Below are 17,200 nucleotides of genomic sequence, written 5' to 3' on the forward strand. Positions count from 1 at the left end.
TTCGCAGCGCAAATCAGCTCACGACATGCATGTGGAAATAATGCATGTGACGCTCATATTGCGCCAGCAGGTCGGCGATCACCTGTTCCTTGGTGTAGCCCATGATGTCGTAGCGCTGCCCGCCTTCGCGCAGGGAAACCTCGATGCGCCACACCTTGCGGCTCTCGGCCTTCTTGCCTTCCAGTTCGGTGATGGCGAAGGACGGGATATTCACCCCTTTCATCGTGACGCCGTACTGGAACTCGTCCTCGCTGCCATGCGAGACGGTCAGCATGGCGCTGTCGTCCTCGGTGACCACCTGCGCATCGAGCCCGCGGCCGCGAATTTCTTCCGCCACGTCCTCCAGCGCCGGGATCACCGTGCCCTTGAGGAAGCCGACGGCGCGTTCCTTTGTCGGCTGGTTCAACAACGTGCCGAGGCGCTGCCGCCAGGGCACGGCGGGCGCCGTGGCCGCCGACACGCCATGTGCCGATTGCAGCGTGTCGCGACGCTGCGTTTCCCGCCTGAGGGCCAAGAAGAGGCCGTAGGAAACCAGCAACAGGATGATGCCGAGCGGGAAGCCCGTGGTAATGGCCGCCGTCTGCAAGGCGACGAGGCCGCCAGCCAGAAGCAGGAGCGCGGCGACCACGCCTTCCGTCAGCGCCCAGAAAATACGCTGCCAGACAGGCGGTTCTTCCTGCCCGCCGGAGGTGATGATGTCGATCACGAGACTGCCGCTGTCCGACGAGGTGACGAAGAACGTCACGACCAAGATTGTGGCAAGGCCCATCGAAATCGAGGCGAAGGGCAGATTTTCCAGGAACTTGAACAGGGCCACCGCCACATCGGCATTTACCGCGCTGACAATGTCGGCGGTGCCGGCCATTTGCAGCTCCAGCGCCGTGTTGCCGAAAACGGTGAACCACAGGAAGGTGAACGCCGAGGGCACGAGAAGCACGCCGATCACGAATTCGCGGATCGTGCGGCCGCGCGACACGCGCGCGATGAACATGCCCACGAAGGGCGACCAGGAAATCCACCAGCCCCAATAGAAGAGCGTCCAGTTCCCGATCCATTCATTCGGCTGATAGGCGTAGAGCGTGAAGGTCTTGTTGACGAGATCGCTCAGATAGGCGCCGGTGTTCTGCACGGTCGCGGTGAGCAGGAAGACCGTCGGGCCCATCACCAGCACGAACAGCATGAGCAGCACGGCGAGCAGCAGGTTGATTTCCGACAGGCGGCGAATGCCCGCATTGATGCCCGACACCACCGATGTCGTCGCCATCAGCGTGATGACGACGATCAGGATGACCTGGACCGTGGTGTCTTGCGGAATGCCGAAGAGATAGCTGAGACCCGCATTCACCTGCATGACGCCGAGGCCGAGCGAGGTCGCAACGCCGAACATGGTGCCCAGCACCGCGAAGATGTCGACGACATGCCCCATCCAGCCGTGAATACGATCGCCGATAATGGGATAAAGCGCCGAGCGGACGGTGAGCGGCAAGCCCTGACGGAAACCGAAATAGGCGAGCGAAAGCCCCATTACCGCGTAGATCGCCCAGGCGTGAAGCCCCCAATGGAAGAAGGCCAGTTCCATCGCCTGGCGCGCGGCGCCCACCGTTTCGGCGGGCCCCACGGGCGGATTTGAATAGTGCATGATCGGCTCCGCCACGCCGTAGAACATAATGCCGATACCCATGCCGGCACTGAACAGCATGGAAAACCAGGAGAAGGTCGAGAAATCCGGCTCCGAATCGTCCGGTCCAAGGCGAATGCTGCCCATGGAACTCATCGCCACGCCCAACGCGAAGACGATGAAGACGGCAACGGCAAACACGTAAAACCAGCCGAACTTGCCGACGATGAAATTCTGGATCGACGTCACGAAGGCCAGCGTATCGTCAACGTCGCGGAACCAGACGATGGCCAGCACGGAAAAAATCAGCACGACGGATCCGATAAAGACCGGGGCGCTGGCTTGAAATAAAGAAGATTTCTCGCTGTTGCCGTTCTCGGACATATATGACCCTCTCGCTATTTTGGCGGAAAGACGAGAGACCGCGGATGGCGGACCCCGCCAGAACAGGATGCCCCCCCACTGGCCGGATACCGACGGTTCTCGTGTGATTTTCGGGCGTCACCATCGCATACAGCACGCCGAGGGCCAACCCACGGGCCCCGGACGCTGTGTGATGCAAGGTGAAAATCCGGCCGAAGTCACTGATGAGGAAATGTTTTTTTCAGCCCGCCAGGCGCGTCAGCCCAAGAGCGAGCCCGCCACCGTCATGAGAAAGATGAAAAACCCAAGCGTTGCAGAATAGAAATAATGCCGTGCCGTCATGACGCGCTCCCAACCCGAAATCCCATGACGCCAACCTGCCGCAAAGCCGGCTAGCATCGCATGACCCAAATGAGCCAAATGCGCGGGCGCGCATGGCACCGGGCTTGCTAGGCTCCGGAGATACGCTCATGAAAAACGCGGCGGAAAGGGCTGAAATCCGGGCCTTTCACGCGGCGCTGCAAGAAGAAAAGGACGAGGCCGGTGACGAGTATGCCCTTTACGATAGCGGACCTGCGCAAACGCTATGCAGAAGGGCTGACGCCCGCGGAGGTCGTCGAGACCGTTTTCGAGCGGCTGGCGAAAGCGGACGATCCCGGCATCTTCATCCATCTCGCGGACAAGCAGGCCCTGCTCGACGAGGCGGCGGCGCTCGGCACGCCCGATCCCGACAAACCGCCCCTCGACAAACCTTTGTGGGGCGTTCCCTTCGCGGTGAAGGACAATATAGATGTCGCCGGCATGCCCACCACGGCCGCCTGCAAGGAATTCGAATATACGCCCTCGCAGGATGCGGAGACGGTCGCGCGGCTCAAGGCCGCGGGCGGCCTGTGCATCGGCAAAACCAATCTCGACCAGTTCGCCACCGGGCTTGTGGGAGTGCGCACGCCCTACCCCGTGCCGAAAAACGCGGTCGACCCTTCTCTGGTGCCGGGCGGCTCCAGCTCCGGCTCGGCGGTCGCCGTGGCGCGCGGCATCGTCAGTTTCGCGCTCGGCACGGATACGGCGGGGTCGGGCCGCGTGCCCGCCGGGCTCAACAATATCGTCGGGCTGAAGCCGACGGTGGGCGCGATGTCCACGAGCGGTGTGGTGCCTGCCTGCCGGACGCTCGATTGCGTCTCCGTTTTCGCGCTCACCGTGGAAGACTCCTATGAAGCCTTTCAGGTGATGGCCGCGTTCGACGAGAGCGATCCCTATTCACGGCATTTTGCGACGGCATCGCTCGGCGCCACGCCGCCCGTGCTGAAGGTTGGCGTGCCCGCGAAAGCGGACCGGAAATTCTTCGGCGACACGGACATGGAGGCCGCCTATGAGGCCGCGCTCGACACGCTCGCCTCGCAAGGCCACCAGATCGTGGAGATTCCGTTCGGCGATTTCTACGCCGTGGCCGATCTCCTTTACGAAGGCGCGTGGGTGGCGGAGCGCTATGCCGCCATCGAGGATTTCATCGCCGCGCATGAAAGCGCGCTGCACCCTGTAACGGCGGAGATTATTCTCGGCGCACGCAAGCTCGGCGCGGTCGACGCCTTCAAGGGGCTTTATGCGCTGCAGGCGGCAAAACGCAAACTCGCGCCGGTCATCGGCGGCGTCGACCTTTTCTGCGTGCCGACCGCGCCGACGCATTACACGGTGGACGAGGTGCTCGCCGACCCCATCGGCACCAACAGCCGCAACGGCACCTATACGAATTTCGTGAACCTGCTCGACATGTGCGGCTTCGCAGTGCCGACCGGCACACGCGGCGACGGGCTGCCGGCGAGCGTTACCCTGCTGGCGCGCGCCGGACGGGACTGGCTCACCGCCGCCGTCGCACGCGATCTTCACGCGGCAAGCGGCGTGACGCTGGGCGCGACGGGCTGGAGCCTGCCCGAGACACAGCCCGCGAAGATCGTTGGCGCGCCGGGCGAAATCGAGCTCGTCGTGGTGGGGGCGCATCTTTCGGGCATGCCGCTCAATCGCGAACTCACCGAGCTCGATGCGGTGTTCGACCGCGCGGTATCGACGACGCCGGATTATCGGCTCTACGCGCTTCCCACAACGCCGGTGGCCAAACCCGGTCTCATCCGCGATGAGAAGAACGGTGTCGCCATTGCCGCGGAAGTCTGGCGGCTGACGCCCGAAGGCTTCGGCAGGTTCGTGTCGAACATCCCCTCGCCGCTCGGCATCGGCACGCTGACGCTTGCCGACGGGACGAGCGCCAAGGGCTTCATCTGCGAAACCTTTGCCGTGGAGGGCGCGGAGGATGTGAGCGGCTTTGGCGGCTGGCGCGCCTATATCGCCTCGAAGACCAAGACGGGCTGACGGGGCGGGCTGACGGGGCCGCCCTTCTCCGCCGCCTAGCTGTCGCCCGCCGAGGGGACACCGCCTGTCACGCCTGCCAGCGCATCCGTCAGCGGCGCCAGGCTATTGCCGCCGCTATCGCCGGAGCCGCCCGTGTCGGGGAATTTTACGGTTGAAAGCGCGTCGATGACAGGGGTCGTCACGGGGGCGAGCGAGACGCCTTCCGGCAGGCTGCCGGTAACGGGCGACAGGGCCGTTCCGAGAACCCCGCCATCGGTTCCGGCTACAAAAACCGGAACCGCGCCTTCTTCGGTGCCGATCAGCGCGCCAACCGGATCGCCGCCAAGCAATTGCGTGACGGGGCTGTCTTCACCCGATGCGCCAAGGCCGGGATCTGCCAGCTGCGCCAGTTGCGGGGTCAGATTGTCCCCGACCGCCTGACCGAGCGCATCGCCCAATGGCTGCTGGGGCACGCTATCGGCGGGGAACTGCTCGCTCACCGCATTGGTGCCGCCGAGCAGCGTATTGACGGCTCCCTCCGTGCCGAGGGTCGCGCCGAGCAGGTCGTTTCCTGCGAGCGCGGTGACGGCACCGTCCTGCCCCGAAAGCCCCAGCCCCGGCGAGGGCGGCGGCGCTTCCTGCGGTGTGGAGGACCGATAAGCGGAGGGCAGCACCAATGTGCCGGTATCCACACAGCCGGCCACCAGCACGGCAATCGCACAGCCAAGCAATATCCTGTTCACACGCCCCTCCCCGAAAAGGCAAAACGATTTTCCCGATCGCGCCTCAGGCTCGTCACCGGCAAGCGCTGTCCAATGGAAAAAGCCGCAAACGCCGGGGGCAATGTAAATTAGGTGGAATTTTGTGCGCGGGGCCAGGGCGGCCACTCTCGCAGCGACAGTATCTGCCCATGAAAATGGCCCGGTGCGCCGTGAGAGACGCAACCGGGCCACCTCCCCCTGTCTTTTAACGCCAGTGGAGGAAAGAGCGCGGGGAGACAGGAGGCTCCCTGACCGGCCTGAGTGACACCGAAATTGTGGGATGCCGATACAAGGCTGCACATGCTACGGAGCAGCCGGTCCGGAATACCGGCCCGGCCCTTAGTGAGGAGGGGGCCGGACCGGATAGCATTCGTCAGTGCTCAGAAGGCGTAGGACACCGTCATGGCCACGAAGTTCTTGTCGTAGTCCACGTTCCGATTTTCCGCCCCCATATGCATGGTGTAGGAAACGCCGGCCTTGAAGCCCTGATAGAGCGCATCGACGCCGAGGCTCAGCACCTTCTTGCCCTTCACGAAGCCCGGGCCGATGGGACCGGCGGAGTAACCCGACACGTCATGCGACCAGTAGAGGTGCGGCTCGATCGTCCACCCCGTGTTGAAGGCGGAGTGATAGTCCTGGAAGGCATAGATGCGGTAGCCGGTCGAAAAGGCCGAGGCATAGCGCGCTGAGAGCGAGCAGTTCTGCGTCGGCACGCCACTCGACACCTGACAGACATCGCCGACCGCGATTCCGACACCGGGATTCGCATGCGTCTTGTTCGACCCCGGGATGGCGAAGCGGTTATTGTCCGAATCCGGCAGGTACTGGAAGCCCGCATTGATGAGCAGCACGGTGAAGTCGCCACCCGTATTACGCACGAACCAGTTGGACGGCGTCAGCGTGGACAGCGAGGTCAAGGAGCCGTGCAGCGCCTTGGTCCGCCGGTAGCCGGGAATGACCTGGCCCGCCGCGACCATTTCGCCGGTATAGATCGGCGCCTCGCCCGGATTGGCCGTAAAGCCAACCGCTGCAAAGTCATGCGCGAGGAGTTCCGTCGTATCCACCTGGAACGGCATGTTCGGGTAATAGGCGAGATCGCCCGAGATCGCCGTGCCATCGCCGAAGATTGCCGGCAACATGGTGACGGAGGTGTTGAAGCTCGCCCCGATCATCTTGATGTCTTCGGGATATTGAGCCAGCAGTTTTTTACCGCCGCCGGCGAGGGAGCCCCCATAAATGCTCATGCCATAGTAAAAGGTGGTCCCGGCAATTGCCCAATTATCAATTGGCGAGCCGGGGTAGTCGAAGGTCAGCGAGGGCCCGGCGCAGTTTACCGGGTCCATCAAATTGCCGCCACACGCAGCACTTGCCAACCCCAAGGTGCCACTCGGGTCATCCAGCGCCGTGAAGGTGCCGATGGGCAGCTTGGAATGGAAGTTCACGAAGTAGAGACCGAGATCCGTGCCCTGCCCCAGCCAGTCAGCATAATGGCGCAGCGCGAAGCCGTATTGCCCCTCATCCTTCGTTTTCTCATCGCCGATACGCGGCAGATAGCTCGGCGGCGGAAATACACCAGCTTCCAAGCCGCGGTTATAATCACCAAGCGCGATGCCATAGGCGCAGCCCTGGCCCAGCGCATCGCTGACGGAGAAAAGCGTGCCGCAAGCCGGAAGCTCGGACTTCTCATGCTCATAGATATACATGGCCTCGAGCGTGACATCGCCCGGCAGACCCAAGCTCGCATAGGCCGTGCCCTGCGGCAGGAAGACTTCCTTCAGTTCCAGGCCCGGCTGGTAGAGCGCGGCCACGTCGAAAGGCAGATATGACGAGACGCCGCCCTGGATGAAGGTGCTTTCGCCCCAGCTCACCACCTGCCGGCCGAGACGGACATTGAGCGGCATGCCGGCAATGTCCCAATCCGCATAGGCATAGGCGTCCAGCAGCTTGATGTCGCGCATGGCGTATTTCTTGGCGCTGCGGGCCCCGTCATTGAGAGGCCGTCCGCCATGCGGGTTCGCAGCGCCACCGATTATAGGACCGTATTCGTTATAGCCGTCATCGATGTCGCGGGCGGCCGGGTCGAAAAAGGCCTTGCCGGAAACGTAGAAGCCGTAATTGCGCCACTGGCCGCTCAGTTCCGAAACGACCTTATAGGGCATGGAGAATATCTCGCCCTGTTCGACATTGATGTTGCCGTCGTCGTTATTGACGTCCCAGCCGGAGCCATCCGACTGGAGGCAACCGCCGTTGAAATAGGAGATATGGGAGCAGTCCCGTCCCTCCGTCCGCATGGCGGCGGATACGGACACCGTGGTGTCCAGTTGCATCGTCAAATCGCTGAATTTGAATTCCAGAGCGTCGGCCGACGACGCGAAGAGCGCCGGCGACAATATCAGTGACGCGGCGACAAGCGCGCGCCGCCCGCTTTTTGCGGGCGAATGCAGGATTGTCATTCCTTCCCCCCTTTTCCCCTTTACGTTTCTACTACGTGCTTTTGTTTCTCTCGCTTCCGCGAGCGCCGCCCGCTCATCGACAAATGCCCGATGACGCAACGAACTCCTCCCTTTCGAAGCGAGGGGAGTATGCGTGAAGGAGGCAGGCCGGTTGAAGGTGGCTTCTGGCCAATGTGACGGTTCGATCTGGCCAGTTCGAAAACCCCCTTCGCGGCAGCCGATTTCCGAGCGGCGGAAGTGCCACAGCGCCGGATTTTTCGTTCCGCAAAGAGGTGCACGCCCAATTCGCAGCGCGAAATACCCATATTTTTCACCTTTCTCCGATTCTCGATTTCCGACAGCAAATATGCGTAATCCTTATGTGGTTTTATCTTTCCCTTCTTCTTCGGATTGACAGTCCAATACTGTGTGTCCAGACTTCATTACGGGGAGGGAACGGTCATGCGCGTCACGAAGAGCTATCCGCTAGCGGCCTGTGTGGTCATCGAGGAGCTGGGCTTCGATTCATCGACGCTGCAATCCTTCGAGGGGCTCGGACTTTCCGGCGACGACCTGCCGGATCTGTGCCGGCAGATCGCCATCAGCGCGGACCATCACCCGGAACTCGGACTGCGAATCGGCCGCTCCCTGAGCCTCGGCTCGCATGGCATATTCGGCCACGCGCTGATGAGCTGCAGGACACTGCACCAGGCGGCGCGGATATTGATGCGCTACAACCCGCTCGACGGCGAAACGCGCTGCGCGAACGTCTCCTATACCGCCGACAATGTGGTGCTGAGTTTCGTTTCGCCCTTCGAGATTCCGTCCTTTCCCGGCCTGATGAGCGAAATTTTCTTCGCCGCCGTCGTCAATGCGCTGCGGGAACTGCTGGGTACGGATCTGAGCGGCGCCCGCCTGGAGCTGGCGCATGTGCCGCGGATCGACGAGGACCACTTTTCCGACCTCATCAAGATGCCGACGACCTTCGGCCACAAGGCCAACCGGCTTCTGGGCCCGATAGAGGCGATGCAGGTTCCCCTGCCCGCCGCAGAGATCGATACGGCGCCGCTTTATCTGGAGCAGTGCGAGAAACTGCTGGCGCAGATGGGGCGCGCGCATGGCACGCATACGCAGGTGCGCCGGATATTGATGCGCATGAAACCGCAATTCCCGCGCGAGGGCGAAGTGGCCGCGATGCTGAATATCAGCCCCCGCACGCTGCGCCGCCGCCTGACGGGCGAAGGCACGTCCTATCAGCGGATCTGCAACGAGGTTCGCGCGCATGTCGCCTGCGAATATCTGCGGCGGACGGAAATCGGCATTGCCGAAATCGGCGCGCTTGTGGGATTCGAGGATGCGGCGAATTTCCGGAACGCCTTCAAACGATGGACCGGCATGTCGCCCAGCGCGTTCCGGGCGCGGCCGCCGGACCATGCCGGCGACGAGCGGGAGACGATCGTCTCTCTCCCCTCGGCCATCGACAACGGCGGCGGGATCGGCAACGGGATCGGCAAGCCCCGGCTGCGCGTTCAGTAACGCTCCCGCCGCTGGATATGCAACAGCGCTTCAGCCGACATAACCAAACACTCCTTCAGGGCTTTCGACGGAAAAACCCCGGGAGCTTTGTTCGCTCCCGAGGCTCACAATTTCGATCCGATTGCGGGGTGTCGAACCGGGCATGACGCCCGGTTCTCCGTTTGCGGTGCCTTAGCGGGCGCCCATCCGGCGGATCGCGCTGGGCGAGTACTCGTCACCGTTCAGCTCATCCGCGAAGAAGTTCACCGCGGGCTCCTCATTGTTCAGAGCCGAGGCAAGGTAGCGGCTGCCCTGCAGGTCGTAGTCCATCTGACCGGCATAGGCGCAGAGCGGCACGTTGTAGGCCTGGATCTGCTCCAGCTCCTGCACACGCCAGATGTCGCCTCGTCCGTCATAGAGCTCGGTCGCGGCGATCTGCCAGGCATCCTCGTCCATATGGAAGACGCGGCGGGCATAGACGTGGCGTGTGGAGGGCTTCAGATCGGCCTGCACTTCCCACATGCGATGCTTTTCGTAGCGCACGAAATCCTGGTTGAGGTGGCGCGCCTGGATGAGGTCGTCATATTCGGCCAGACCCATCTCGTAATTATTGGCCGCCATGTAACGCACATTCTTGCCGAGCACGGTCCAGTCGTAGCGTTCCAGCGAGCCGTTATAGCCGTCGAAGCTGTCGGCGGTGGACAGGCCGTCCGTGTTCACGCCGGGATTGTCGAAGGCGATGTTGGGCGCGCGGCGCACACGGCGTGTGCCGGGGCTGTACTGCCAGGCCTGGCGCGGACGCTTGGCCGCGTTGATCGCTTCATGCACCAGGATCACGTTACCGGCGGCGCGCGCCGGCGCAATCGTGTGCGCAATGTAGTAGATCGAGTTGTTGTTGAGATCTTCCGCGCTCTTCTTCGTCGGGTCGGACCACCACAGGATCGCCTGGTCCTGCACGATCAGCGGCGTGTAGGAGCCGCTCGGCGTGACCGGCATGGCTGCGAACTGACGGATCAGCTTGAAGGAGCGATAGCGCAGCGTGTGGTTCCACACGATTTCATAGGCGTTGTTCGGAATGGGGAACGGGAAGCCCATGATGGCCTTCGAAACGCCGTTGCCGCCGCCCACAAGCTCACCGACGCGCGCATTGCGCTTGGTCGCTGCATAGACGTTCTGGGGATAGGCGCAGCTACGCCGCGTCTGGAAGACTTTCATCTTGTAGTCGTCATAGCGTTCCAGCATCGCCGCCTGACCGGGCGTCAGGAACTTCCGGTACTGGTCGATGTTGGAACCGTCCACGACATAGAGCGGCTTGTCATCGGGGAACGGGTTCTCCAGATGATCGCCCACCTGATAGCTGACATTGGAGGGAACCGAATTCAGTCCCCCGGTCCAGGCCGGAATATCCCCTCCATCGCCAGCCTTCTCCGCGCCGATCGGCGTCAGGTCCTGCCCCAACCGATTGACCTGGTTTTCCGGTACTTTCGCGTAGGACGCGGTCATGCCGAGCGCCAAGATGGCAGCCGACAGCGTGGCTGTTTTCATAATCCTCATCGAAACCTCCCCCCCTTTCAGGCGATGCAATGGCCTGTTGTTCGTTACTGGTAACGTCTCGCCCCCGCCACTTCCATGTATCGAGCCAGCTTCAGGACAAGCGATCTGCGAAGGTGCAGCCTAGAGGGAACGCCTTAAGGCGACAGGCCTCAAACAGGCCAAGTTAGGGGTAAAAAGCGGCCACCCCGCGCCATTCCCCGCATGCGCCTTGGCAGACGGCAGTGGCACGCGCCACCGGACACGCCACGGCAAGCCGCAACCAGCCCCGCCGCAACGTCCGCCCGAAGACATATGCCGGTTCCTGTCTCATTACTCCGTATAAGGATGTTGAAAGTTCTTTCCCCGACCTTGTCTTCTGGCTAGTATCCCTCTGCCAACTTCGTTGTCCCGCGCATGATTCTGCACATACCTGTCGCGGGCCTCCCAATCCAGAAATCATAATGAAACCGGCGACCTGCCCTTCGGAAGGTTGGTTCCGGACAATCTGGGGGTAGGAGTAGGCCAACAATGTATTTGTCTCCCGCATATGTCACAGTTCTCGAATCCACACTCAGGCAGCTTGGATACGACGCGTCGGAATTTGCGCGGACCTATAGCGAACCGTTGCGCGAGAAGGATCTCTACGATCTGTGCTGCCGCGCCGTGGACATCTCGCACGGCCATGCGGAGCTGCCGCTTCTGGTCGGCACGGGATTTCACCTGGGCACGCATGGGCTGTTCGGACATGCGCTGATGAGCTGCCAGACATTGCGGCAGGCGGCGAGGATTCTCGTGCGCTACAACCCGATCAATGGCGACAAGGGACGGGTGCAGGTCGTCTTCGCAGATGAGTCGGTGGTGGTTTCCTACTTTCCGGCCTTCAGCGTGCCCGGCGCGCCGAACTTTCTCACGGATCTGTTTTTCTCCGCCGTGTCGACGGCACTGAGGGAACTGATCGGCCGCCACCTCGAAACGGCGCAGCTGGAGCTTTCCTACACGCCGTCCATTCCCGAAGAGCGATATTCCGATATCGTCGGCATACCGACCACCTATGGACATCTCGCCAACCGGTTGATCGGTCCGGCCGATGTTCTGGACCGCCCGCTTCCGGCCGCCCATATCTCGACGGCCGACGCCTATCTGCGCCAATGCGAGAAGCTGCTTCAGCGGATGGAGGAAAGTCACGGCTATCAGAACATCGTGCGGCGCCTTTTGATGACGTCCCGCTCGAGCCTGCCCAACGCGGCTGAAATCGCCGACAAGCTCAATATGAGTCCGCGAACCCTGCGCCGGCGGCTTCTGGACGAGGGAACGAGCTATCAGGCCATCGTGAACGAGGTCAGGAGCTATCTCGCCTGCGAATATCTGCGCGACACCGATATCAGCGTGTCGGAAATCGGCGTCCTTCTGGGGTTCGAGGATATTTCCAATTTTCGAAATGCCTTCAAGCGCTGGACCGGCGTCTCGCCACGCGATTACCGCCGGCAGGCGCGGCAAGCCGAAAGCACCTAGCGCGTCGCCCGCCACATCCATTCGCTCAGGATTCCGCGTCCGACACTCAGCTCGCCAAGGCCCGTGCAATCGTCTGCCAGGCCGCCAGGCGCAAGGGCTCTTCGCTGCCGGTCGGGTCCGGATCAGTGGAAAACTGCACGATCACGGTTTCGGCCGTCGGCGCGATCCATAGGCGTTGACCGAACTGGCCCCGAGCGGCGAATGAATCGAACTCGTCGTGAAAGAACCACCACTGATTGTGATAGGAGCCCCCCGGATAGGACATGGGATCCCCCTCGAACACATCGCGATCTCCGGCTTTCCCGATTTCCGCGATGACGCTGTCTGGTACGATTCGAGTGCCGTTGAACATGCCGTTGCAGCGAAGCATTTCGCCGAACCGCGCCAGGTCGCGGGCCGTCGCGGAAAGTCCGCCGGCGGCCCATTCGGTGCCGCCCAGATCCACGAAAAACGAGGCATCGTGCTCCGCGCCCAGTTTCGACCAGAGACGATCGCCGATGAGTTGGTCGAGGCTCTTGCCGGTGACACGCCGCAAGATCCAGCCAAGCATGTCGGTGCTGCCATTGTCATAGCGAAAGGCGCCACCATGGGGCACCGTTGCAGTATTTGTCGCCAGCGTTTCATAGACGCCTTTCGGCCCCGCATAATCCGGACCGCCATCGATGAATCCAAGCGCGGCGAGGTACCCCACCTGCACCTGCCCCGGCACGCGCGGCGGAAAGGCGCTGAAGTCGAAGTGAGCCTGCATATCCTGCAACTGCTGCACCGTCGCCTCGCCCAGCGCCGTTCCCTGAAGCTCCGGCACATAGGTCCCCGCGGCGGCGCCACGGTCGATCTCGCCCTCCTGGATGAGCCATTCGACCAGCAGGCCGACAAATCCCTTTGTGCAGGAAAACAATGCGTGCAGCGTCGATGCCGTCATATCTCCGAAATAGCGCTCGAAAACGACCTCGCCCCGATGCACAACCAAGAGCGCATCGACGGCCGACCGCCTATAAAAATCCTGCATCGGAAGGGTGTCGTTTCCCTCAAAGGCTATGGGCAGGCTATCGACATCCAGTCGCTGTCCATAGCCGAAGGGGGTGATTGCCTCTTCTCCTCGGGAAACGCGCGTCGTGGGAAACAGCCGAGACTGATTCATGAAGCTCCAGCGCAAATGCCCGGGCGCCATCATGTTTGCGCGCGTGACGCGTTTTTCCGGCGGCGGAGGAAAACCGACCATGATTCCCAAATCGCTCGGCGCATCGAGATTGGGCGCGAGCGGCGCTGCTTGCTGCGGAGCCTTGTCGGCGGGGCGTGTCATTGGTTCTTCAAACCTTCTTCTCGTCGAGGCGTGACACTCGGTTTTGCCGATACGGGAACACTTCAATCGACCCGTATCAGGAAACCCCGTAGCGCATACTTTTCAAATTCTGGATGTGGAGATGCATCCCGCAACCGACCGGCGCCGATGTCACGCCGATGGCCTCTCCTCCCTTGATCACCGAAATTCCCTCCGCGAGATCCCGCATCGCGAATTTGTGGTAGAGCGGAATGTCTTCTTTCACTTCCAGTTCACGTGCCCCGTCCGGCGTGACAATGCGCACCATGGCACCTGCCTTCAACGGGACAAGGGCCAATGCGACATCATCATCCGTATGCAGCATGAATCCGGCATATCGAGGTTCGCCGGCCATCAGAGCGTTTCTCCGTTTCGGCTGATCGTTTCATCGCCTTCTCCCAGGATCTCCCCGAAGGTGTATGCCCCGGAAGCGACATCCATCATCTGCTCCAGCAATGCCTTTGTGGCGTCATCGAAGGTCGTTTCTCCGGTCAGAATTCCACTGGCGTCGAAATCGATCTGCTCGGTCAGCTCGCGGCACGCCACCGCGTTGGCCGACAGCTTGACCGTCGGCGCCAGCAGACTGACGAAGCTGTTGCCCGGACCGGTCGTGAACAGCACCATATGCGCGCCCGCCGCGACAAAACCGGAAAGCGATTCCGTGGAATAGAAGGGCTGATCCATCAGCCAAAGTCCGGGACCGGCGGGGGCTTCGCCATGTTGCAGCACGCCGCAAACAGGCGAGCTGCCAGTCTTCATGACGGCGCCCAGCGACTTCTCCTCAAGCGTGGAAAGCCCCATCGCGATGTTGGCCGGCCCCGGATTGCTGCCGATCAGATCTATCCCGGCTGCCTCGGCCCGTTTCATGCGCCGGTCGACGGCTTCTCTCAGACGTTCGGCGACGGCGGGCGTTGCCGCCCGTTTCTCCAGAAGATGTTCCGCCCCGAACCACTCCATCGTCTCGCCGCCCATCACACGACCGCCGCCGGCAACAACGGCGTCGGCGATACGGCCCACGAGCGGATTGGACGCGACCCCGGAACTGGTATCGGAACGCCCGCATTCGACGCCGATGCATAGCTCCGACAAGCTGGCAGGGCTACGGCGCGCGGCGGACAGCTCCTTCAGAAGCCTGGCCCCGGCCCGCATTGCGGCATCCGTCAACCGAAGACCGTCATGCCCGTAATCATCCAGCACCAGCTTCGCCGCGGGGCGGCCCGACGCCTCGACAATGCGGTGATACAAATTTCCCTCGATGGGATTGCAGCTGATCACAAGGACCGCACCGACATTGGGATGCGTTGCGAAACCGGACAACATCCGCCGGCGAAGCACTGCATCTTCCCCGATAATTCCCCCCGTATAGGGGATCGTGATCAGCTTGGCCTGAGGAAGGGCCGCCGCGACACGCCGGGCGATGGGGGTGGTGAGCCCGGACAGAGAAAGTATGAGCAAGTCATTGCGCAACCCGACCGATCCGTCGGGTCTGCGATAGGCGTCGAAACGATATTCTTCAGTCATGAATCCGGTTCCACAGCTCAACGAACCACCCAAATGCCCGCCTTGCCTCCCTCACGGTTCCCCAACCTTTCCGCGATCGGGTAGCCGCAAGCGATCCGAGCCTTATTGTTGACAATTTATCTCAGCACGATACCAAAACACCGGAAAATTGGCGATTATCCTAGGGCAATAGAAGATGATCGAGTATGATTGTCAACAATCAATCGTGAATCGCCCGTTTTCGTGACGCCAGAGGCAGAAACTCTATGGCCGCTTCCCAGGAACCACCCCCCGGCGAAGACAGTCGCCGCACGCACGCCGCGGAAATCGCCGACGCGCTCGAGCAGGAAATCGGCGCGGGTACAATTCCGCCCGGCACAAAGCTGATTGAGGAAGCTCTCGCCAAACGCTTCGGGGTGTCCCGCGGGCCAGTGCGGGAGGCGTTGAGAATTCTGTCGCGCGACGATCTGGTGCGGATACGCCCCCATCTCGGCGCTTGCGTGCCGGAGCTGACCCCCAAGGAACTGTCCGATCTCTACGAAGTCCGGACGGCGCTGTTCGCGGCCGCCATCCGGCTATTCACCCTCCGCCTGCATAACGGCGAACTGAGCGAGGAATCGATTGCCCGATACGCGACCTTCGGCAAGGACCTATGGGCCGCCAAAGACGCGCCGGCGGAACAATTCGCCCGCCTGAGCCAGAGCGCGGCGCGCTTCATATACAAACATTGCGGCAATCCCGTTCTGCACCGGCACGCAGAGCGTATCGACCGTCAGGCATTCCTGTTCTATGTGAGATTTGCCAAGCAGGACATGGCGCATCGTCAGCGCTTTCTGACGCTGTCCAATATGCTCGGTCAGGCCGTCCGGATGGGGGATGCCGATCTTGCGGCAAGCCTGGCCCAGAAGCTGGGCGAGGAAAACCGGCGCACCACCTATGAGCAATATCGCGCGCTGAAGTCCACCAGCGAACATCCGCAAAAGGATGAGTTCACTCCCCCGATCACGGAGTGACATGTTTCCCGATCGCCGCCATGGCGGGCGACGGTCGAGTGTGGGCGGAAGGAAGGGCTGGAGCGGGTGAAGGGAATCGAACCCTCGTCGTAAGCTTGGGAAGCTTCTGCTCTACCATTGAGCTACACCCGCGCGGCCTTCTTAGTAGCTTAGCCGTCCCGCCCCGCGCAAGAGGGATCGCGTCGGGAGAAGCGGCAGGGCCCTACCAGCGGTTCTTCACTTCCTCGGCAAAGCCCAGCAGGTCCGTCACCTCCAGCCGGCTGCCATCGTCCAGCACCACATGGCCGGAGAAACGGCCGAAGACCTGATGCTGGATGGAGCGCAGGATCTTGAGATCCACGGCGCTGCTGCGGTCGATGATGGGTTCGAAACGCATTTCGAAGCGACCGTCATTGCTGCTGAAACTCCAGGGCGCGCCGTCGAACGTGCCTTCGGGGATGTGGAAGGTCACCTGGTCGAGCTTGTGCGCCGTGCCGTCGACGAAGACCATGTTCTCGGACGCCGCCGAGGTGTCGCCGAAGCCATAGCCGATATTGAAACCGAAGGGCTTTCCGCCGACGAGGCCCGAGGCCGAGCCCCAATACCATGTGTTGTCATAGGTCCAGACGCCCCGGCCCCAGTCGAGCACGCCGACAGCGGAAGCCGGGTCGAAGGCAAAGCTCTTGCCGCCGACCGTGACGCCACCGCTCGCGGGCATGCAGTTGATCTTCTGGTTGTAATAGAAGGCGCGCGGCGCATCGGGGAAGGGCGTCGCGATGACCATGCGGTCCATGGGCGGCTGGCTTAAAAAGATCTCGCCCTTGAGGCCCGCGCCCTTGCCGAAGTCCGGACAGTCGAGCGTCAGCCGCCGTCCGCCGGGCTCATGCCGGAAGGAGATGTCGATTTTGGGATGATGCTGGACGATATCGCCCGTGTCGGCGCTTTCCGGCAGCTTCATCCTGCCGCGCGGCAGCGCGGTGACGATGCTTTCCTCGGTCGCTTTCGGCGCGGTGAAATCGAACCAGGTGGTGCCGAGAAGGCCCATATAGCCATTGTCGGCCACCACCATGGCAATGCCGTAATCGCCCGCCAGCACGCAGTAATAGTCCCACTCCTTGATGCGGAACCAGGGCGCGCGAATGGCCGAGCGGCGATAGCTTCGCACCTCCGACCTCGCCCAGCCCCGTTCGACGAGGTGCCCCTTTGCGTCGAGCAAATCGCCATTCGTCATTTCATGCTGCATCGAATCCCCCTGCGTTCCGGCCGAAGAGCATAGCCTGCCTCGCAGATTTGTGAATTGCCGTTGCGCCTGA

At 62.1% G+C, this 17,200-nt stretch carries 14 protein-coding genes and 1 tRNA gene; 6 read left to right on the top strand and 9 right to left on the bottom strand.

The window, feature by feature from the left end; all coding sequences use genetic code 11:
• Positions 1-13: 13 nt before the first annotated feature.
• A complete protein-coding gene (gene betT, locus CMI59_RS08935) occupies positions 14-2,002 on the bottom strand; it encodes a choline BCCT transporter BetT (RefSeq protein ID WP_293327413.1) in 1,989 nt (662 codons plus the stop codon).
• Positions 2,003-2,174: 172 nt separating this feature from the next.
• Here betT and CMI59_RS08940 point away from each other — a divergent pair, with 172 nt between their 5' ends.
• The gene (locus CMI59_RS08940) at positions 2,175-2,303 is read left to right on the top strand and encodes a hypothetical protein (RefSeq protein WP_293327416.1); all 129 of its coding nucleotides are present in this window, start codon (positions 2,175-2,177) and stop codon (positions 2,301-2,303) included.
• Positions 2,304-2,533: 230 nt separating this feature from the next.
• Complete coding sequence (gene atzF / locus CMI59_RS08945; protein ID WP_293327419.1) at positions 2,534-4,342, top strand: allophanate hydrolase; 1,809 nt, start codon at positions 2,534-2,536, stop codon at positions 4,340-4,342.
• 35 nt (positions 4,343-4,377) lie between these two features.
• On the opposite strand, the gene CMI59_RS08950 is transcribed toward atzF, so the two are convergent.
• Together CMI59_RS08950 and CMI59_RS08955 are read right to left on the bottom strand one after the other, a co-directional pair.
• On the bottom strand, positions 4,378-5,064 hold the full coding sequence (locus CMI59_RS08950; protein ID WP_293327422.1) for a hypothetical protein: 687 nt from the start codon (positions 5,062-5,064) through the stop codon (positions 4,378-4,380).
• Between the two features lie 398 nt (positions 5,065-5,462).
• A complete protein-coding gene (locus CMI59_RS08955) occupies positions 5,463-7,535 on the bottom strand; it encodes a DUF1302 domain-containing protein (RefSeq protein WP_293327425.1) in 2,073 nt (690 codons plus the stop codon).
• Between the two features lie 441 nt (positions 7,536-7,976).
• On the opposite strand from CMI59_RS08955, the gene CMI59_RS08960 reads away from it, so the two are divergent.
• On the top strand, positions 7,977-9,050 hold the full coding sequence (locus CMI59_RS08960; protein ID WP_293327428.1) for an AraC family transcriptional regulator: 1,074 nt from the start codon (positions 7,977-7,979) through the stop codon (positions 9,048-9,050).
• A gap of 171 nt (positions 9,051-9,221) precedes the next feature.
• On the opposite strand, the gene CMI59_RS08965 is transcribed toward CMI59_RS08960, so the two are convergent.
• Positions 9,222-10,583: a DUF1329 domain-containing protein gene (locus CMI59_RS08965; protein ID WP_293327431.1), complete on the bottom strand. Its 1,362-nt coding sequence runs from the start codon at positions 10,581-10,583 to the stop codon at positions 9,222-9,224.
• Between the two features lie 507 nt (positions 10,584-11,090).
• Between CMI59_RS08965 and CMI59_RS08970 the strand changes: the two genes are divergently transcribed.
• On the top strand, positions 11,091-12,074 hold the full coding sequence (locus tag CMI59_RS08970) for an AraC family transcriptional regulator (protein ID WP_293327433.1): 984 nt from the start codon (positions 11,091-11,093) through the stop codon (positions 12,072-12,074).
• A 46-nt stretch (positions 12,075-12,120) separates the two neighbouring features.
• On the opposite strand, the gene CMI59_RS08975 is transcribed toward CMI59_RS08970, so the two are convergent.
• Positions 12,121-13,215, bottom strand: a complete 1,095-nt coding sequence (locus tag CMI59_RS08975) for a serine hydrolase (protein WP_293327436.1) — start codon at positions 13,213-13,215, stop codon at positions 12,121-12,123.
• On the opposite strand from CMI59_RS08975, the gene CMI59_RS08980 reads away from it, so the two are divergent.
• A complete protein-coding gene (locus tag CMI59_RS08980; RefSeq protein WP_293327439.1) occupies positions 13,214-13,411 on the top strand; it encodes a hypothetical protein in 198 nt (65 codons plus the stop codon). The two genes, CMI59_RS08975 and CMI59_RS08980, sit on opposite strands and share 2 nt — an antisense overlap.
• A 42-nt stretch (positions 13,412-13,453) precedes the next feature.
• On the opposite strand, the gene CMI59_RS08985 is transcribed toward CMI59_RS08980, so the two are convergent.
• Positions 13,454-13,750, bottom strand: a complete 297-nt coding sequence (locus CMI59_RS08985) for a UxaA family hydrolase (protein ID WP_293327442.1) — start codon at positions 13,748-13,750, stop codon at positions 13,454-13,456.
• Complete coding sequence (locus tag CMI59_RS08990; RefSeq protein WP_293327444.1) at positions 13,750-14,916, bottom strand: UxaA family hydrolase; 1,167 nt, start codon at positions 14,914-14,916, stop codon at positions 13,750-13,752. Before CMI59_RS08990 ends, CMI59_RS08985 begins: the two co-directional genes overlap by 1 nt.
• A gap of 245 nt (positions 14,917-15,161) precedes the next feature.
• Here CMI59_RS08990 and CMI59_RS08995 point away from each other — a divergent pair, with 245 nt between their 5' ends.
• The gene (locus CMI59_RS08995) at positions 15,162-15,908 is read left to right on the top strand and encodes a GntR family transcriptional regulator (protein WP_293327446.1); all 747 of its coding nucleotides are present in this window, start codon (positions 15,162-15,164) and stop codon (positions 15,906-15,908) included.
• 58 nt (positions 15,909-15,966) lie between these two features.
• Here the strand turns inward: CMI59_RS08995 and CMI59_RS09000 are convergent.
• Both CMI59_RS09000 and CMI59_RS09005 read right to left on the bottom strand, forming a co-directional pair.
• Positions 15,967-16,040 (bottom strand) — tRNA-Gly (locus CMI59_RS09000).
• 70 nt (positions 16,041-16,110) lie between these two features.
• Entirely contained in the window at positions 16,111-17,130 is a 1,020-nt protein-coding gene (locus CMI59_RS09005) for a DUF2804 domain-containing protein (RefSeq protein ID WP_293327449.1), read from the bottom strand.
• Positions 17,131-17,200: the final 70 nt, after the last annotated feature.

Source organism: Parvibaculum sp., assembly GCF_002684405.1.
Taxonomy (GTDB): Bacteria; Pseudomonadota; Alphaproteobacteria; order Parvibaculales; family Parvibaculaceae; genus Parvibaculum.

Excerpts from the sequence above, each read along its gene's own strand:
- betT (WP_293327413.1), bottom strand. The coding sequence starts at position 2,002 with ATGTCCGAGAACGGCAACAGCGAGAAATCTTCTTTATTTCAAGCCAGC.
- CMI59_RS08940 (WP_293327416.1), top strand. The coding sequence starts at position 2,175 with ATGCAAGGTGAAAATCCGGCCGAAGTCACTGATGAGGAAATGTTTTTT.
- atzF (WP_293327419.1), top strand. The coding sequence starts at position 2,534 with ATGCCCTTTACGATAGCGGACCTGCGCAAACGCTATGCAGAAGGGCTG.
- CMI59_RS08955 (WP_293327425.1), bottom strand. The coding sequence starts at position 7,535 with ATGACAATCCTGCATTCGCCCGCAAAAAGCGGGCGGCGCGCGCTTGTC.
- CMI59_RS08960 (WP_293327428.1), top strand. The coding sequence starts at position 7,977 with ATGCGCGTCACGAAGAGCTATCCGCTAGCGGCCTGTGTGGTCATCGAG.
- CMI59_RS08965 (WP_293327431.1), bottom strand. The coding sequence starts at position 10,583 with ATGAGGATTATGAAAACAGCCACGCTGTCGGCTGCCATCTTGGCGCTC.
- CMI59_RS08970 (WP_293327433.1), top strand. The coding sequence starts at position 11,091 with ATGTATTTGTCTCCCGCATATGTCACAGTTCTCGAATCCACACTCAGG.
- CMI59_RS08980 (WP_293327439.1), top strand. The coding sequence starts at position 13,214 with ATGAAGCTCCAGCGCAAATGCCCGGGCGCCATCATGTTTGCGCGCGTG.
- CMI59_RS08975 (WP_293327436.1), bottom strand. The coding sequence starts at position 13,215 with ATGAATCAGTCTCGGCTGTTTCCCACGACGCGCGTTTCCCGAGGAGAA.
- CMI59_RS08985 (WP_293327442.1), bottom strand. The coding sequence starts at position 13,750 with ATGGCCGGCGAACCTCGATATGCCGGATTCATGCTGCATACGGATGAT.
- CMI59_RS08990 (WP_293327444.1), bottom strand. The coding sequence starts at position 14,916 with ATGACTGAAGAATATCGTTTCGACGCCTATCGCAGACCCGACGGATCG.
- CMI59_RS08995 (WP_293327446.1), top strand. The coding sequence starts at position 15,162 with ATGGCCGCTTCCCAGGAACCACCCCCCGGCGAAGACAGTCGCCGCACG.
- CMI59_RS09005 (WP_293327449.1), bottom strand. The coding sequence starts at position 17,130 with ATGCAGCATGAAATGACGAATGGCGATTTGCTCGACGCAAAGGGGCAC.